We start from the raw sequence: 2,759 nt of genomic DNA on the forward strand, positions 1-2,759 counted from the left end.
GGGCGGTATGAGGACGGGGTCATCCGGGCCGGCGCCATCGCCACCGTCTTCTGGGCCATAGCACATTCGGAACTTGGGTAGGTCGTGGCCGCCTGCGGCGCATTTAGCACGCAGGCAGGCGGCCATGACCGGGCCGCAGAACCTCTTACAGTGGTTATTCCAACCACCACCAAAGAGGAGCAGCCTGACCATGGCCAAGGTACATTCTATCGCACAGGAAGCTGTGCTCGTCGCGATCGATATCTCGAAGAAACGCAATGACGTACTGATACAGATCCCGGGATCGACACGACGGCGGCGGCTGACCGTTCTCAACCAACGCGCTGAACATGACCGCTTCATAGATCAGCTGAAGTCATTTGAGCGACCTGTTCTCGCCGGCTTCGAAGCGACCGGCAATTATCACAGGGCACTGGCATGGCGCCTGGTCGATGCTGGGATCGAGACGCGCCTGATATCCTCGATGGCACTCGCTCGGCAGCGAGAAGCCATCCACAACGGATGGGACAAGAATGATCCAAAAGATGCTCAGGTCATCCTGCACATGCTGGCGACAGGCGTGAGCCAAACCTATCAGGACCCTCTCGCTGCAGGTCTTGCCGATATTCAAGAAGTTTCCAAGACGCATGAAGCCGTATCGCGGGCAAAGACGCAGACCATTCACCGGATTCTGACGCATTACCTTCCACTCTATTTTCCCGAGATTGAGCGGTTCCTTAACAGCTCCAGGCGCGATTGGTTCTTTGCCCTGTTGGAGAAGTTTCCAACGCCGGCGTCGATCACGGCCTTGTCTCCGGAAGACTTCTCGATGGCAGTCTGGGACATTGTCGGCAAGAAGACCTCAAAAGCGAGATTAATTAACGACATCTACGAAACAGCAAAAGAATCAATCGGCTTGCCTATCCCAATCGACAGCAAAGCGATCGCAATGTTCCGAATGGTACTGGCAGAGGCGCGCAACCTGAACCGTCAGCGCGACGCGATCGAGGCGGAATCTGAAGCGCTGCTGGGCGGAACTCGTGATTATGAAGCTCTCAAACAGATCCCAGGTATTGGCCCGATCATCTCATTGACCATTCTAGGTCCTGTTGACGAAGTGACTGACCCACAGTCTGGCCGATGCGATAAGGATGAAGCCGAGGTAGCTGTCGGCGGTCTTGTCGTATCGTGTGGCCAGTCTGCGGCTGTGCTTGAGTTTTGAGAAGCAGCGTTCGACGAGATTTCTGAGGGCGTAGAGGGCCCCGTCGATCGGTCGTTGGACCTTGCGGTTGGACTTGGGCGGGATGACGGGGGTCGCGCCGCGGGCCTTGAGGTCTTCGAGGATGGCGTCGGCGTCATAGCCCCTGTCGGCGAGCATCACCTTCGGCGGCGGCCCATCCTCGGCCATCAGCGGCTCGTAGCCCTTCACGTCATTGGCCTCGCCGCCGGTCAGGACGACGGCCACCGGCAGGCCCAGGCCGTTGGCCCTCAGGTGGATCTTGGTCGAGAAGCCACCTCGAGAGCGGCCAAGACCTTCGCCTTCAGGACCTGACGCTTTTTTTGGGCGCCGGCGGCATGCTGATGGGCGCGCACGATGGTCGAGTCGATCATCTGAACGCTGTCCTGGCCCTGGCCGCTCTCGTTGAGCGCCGCCAGCATCACATCCCAGACGCCCGCCAGCGTCCAGCGCCGGAACTGACGGTAGACCGAACTCCACTTGCCGAAGTGGTCGTGCAGGTCGCGCCAGGCCGAACCCGTCCGCGCGATCCAGAAGACGCCGTCCAGCACCCGTCGGTGGTCCCTCGGCCGCCGCCCGCGCCGCGGACCCGTCTCGATCACGAATGGCGCGAAGAACGCCCACTCCTCGTCCGACATCAGGTTGCGAACCATCCACCGCTCCCGCAAAGAGCAGCCTTGAATCAGCGATCACGCGATTTGGGAATCCACTTCGTCAACAAGACCTAGCTGAAGCTGGCGACTTGAGGCGGTTCGGCCATCACCGTCAATTCCTCAAGTTCTGCGGCCTCGACCTGTCCACACATCAGCCTGGTACGTTCCGTGGGCAGACGAAACTTTCGAAGTTCGGGAACGCGAGGCTACGCAAGGCGCTCTGGATGGCAGGTCAGGTCGCGATCCGCCAGAAGGAAAACAGCTTCAGGGACAAGTACACGCGCTATATCGCCAAAGATCGGGATAACGCCGATCTCAAACGCAAAGCGCTTTCAGCGGTTACCGCAAAGATGGCGCGCACTGCACATGCCGTCATCAAAAGCGGAAAACCTTACCGGCCCTTCTACGAGGGGCCGGTGCCGGGCGGGAGAACCTCTCTCTGATGGGCCGTTGAGGCGCCGCTCGTTGAGGCGACCTCGTAGATAATGTTTGGGTCTTCCGCTCGGATCGGCATCCCGTGTTAAGGACGGTGAGGACCAGCGACAACACTTCGCATGGATCCTGTGTTTGCTATGGCCGAGAGCTCTTCCATTGTTGCGGAAGCCCACCCGGCAATTGACTTCAATGCCCGTATCTGAAAACTACGGGACGAGGATCTGCGCCCGCAACTTGCCTGCGTATCCGAATGTAGGACGTTGTCGGTCAGTACGGTGTGGATCTTGTAAGGGACGGCTTCGATCAACCGGAGTAGGAAGTCGCGCGAAGTTGCGGTTCTGGAGTTTTCGTGCAGTTCGACGAACGCGAACTTGCTGGTCCGGTCGATCGCCACAAACATGCAGAGTTTGCCTTGCTCGGTGCGCACCTCGGCCATGTCGATGTGGAAGTCGCCA

At 59.2% G+C, this 2,759-nt stretch carries 4 pseudogenes; 2 read left to right on the top strand and 2 right to left on the bottom strand.

What is annotated here, in order from left to right:
- Nucleotides 1–190: 190 nt before the first annotated feature.
- Nucleotides 191–1,099 (top strand): annotated as a pseudogene (locus ACKODO_RS10475) (transposase); the annotation flags it as partial.
- Here the strand turns inward: ACKODO_RS10475 and ACKODO_RS10480 are convergent.
- A pseudogene (locus ACKODO_RS10480) lies at nt 1,079–1,869 on the bottom strand (IS5 family transposase). The pseudogenes ACKODO_RS10475 and ACKODO_RS10480 overlap by 21 nt on opposite strands.
- Before the next feature lie 71 nt (nt 1,870–1,940).
- On the opposite strand from ACKODO_RS10480, the pseudogene ACKODO_RS10485 reads away from it, so the two are divergent.
- A pseudogene (locus ACKODO_RS10485) lies at nt 1,941–2,312 on the top strand (transposase); the annotation flags it as partial.
- Between the two features lie 251 nt (nt 2,313–2,563).
- Here ACKODO_RS10485 and ACKODO_RS10490 read toward each other — a convergent pair.
- Nucleotides 2,564–2,759: pseudogene (locus ACKODO_RS10490) on the bottom strand (DDE-type integrase/transposase/recombinase); the annotation flags it as partial.

Origin of the sequence: Rhabdaerophilum sp., from assembly GCF_046092605.1 — a bacterium.
Lineage (GTDB): Bacteria > Pseudomonadota > Alphaproteobacteria > Rhizobiales > Beijerinckiaceae > Rhabdaerophilum.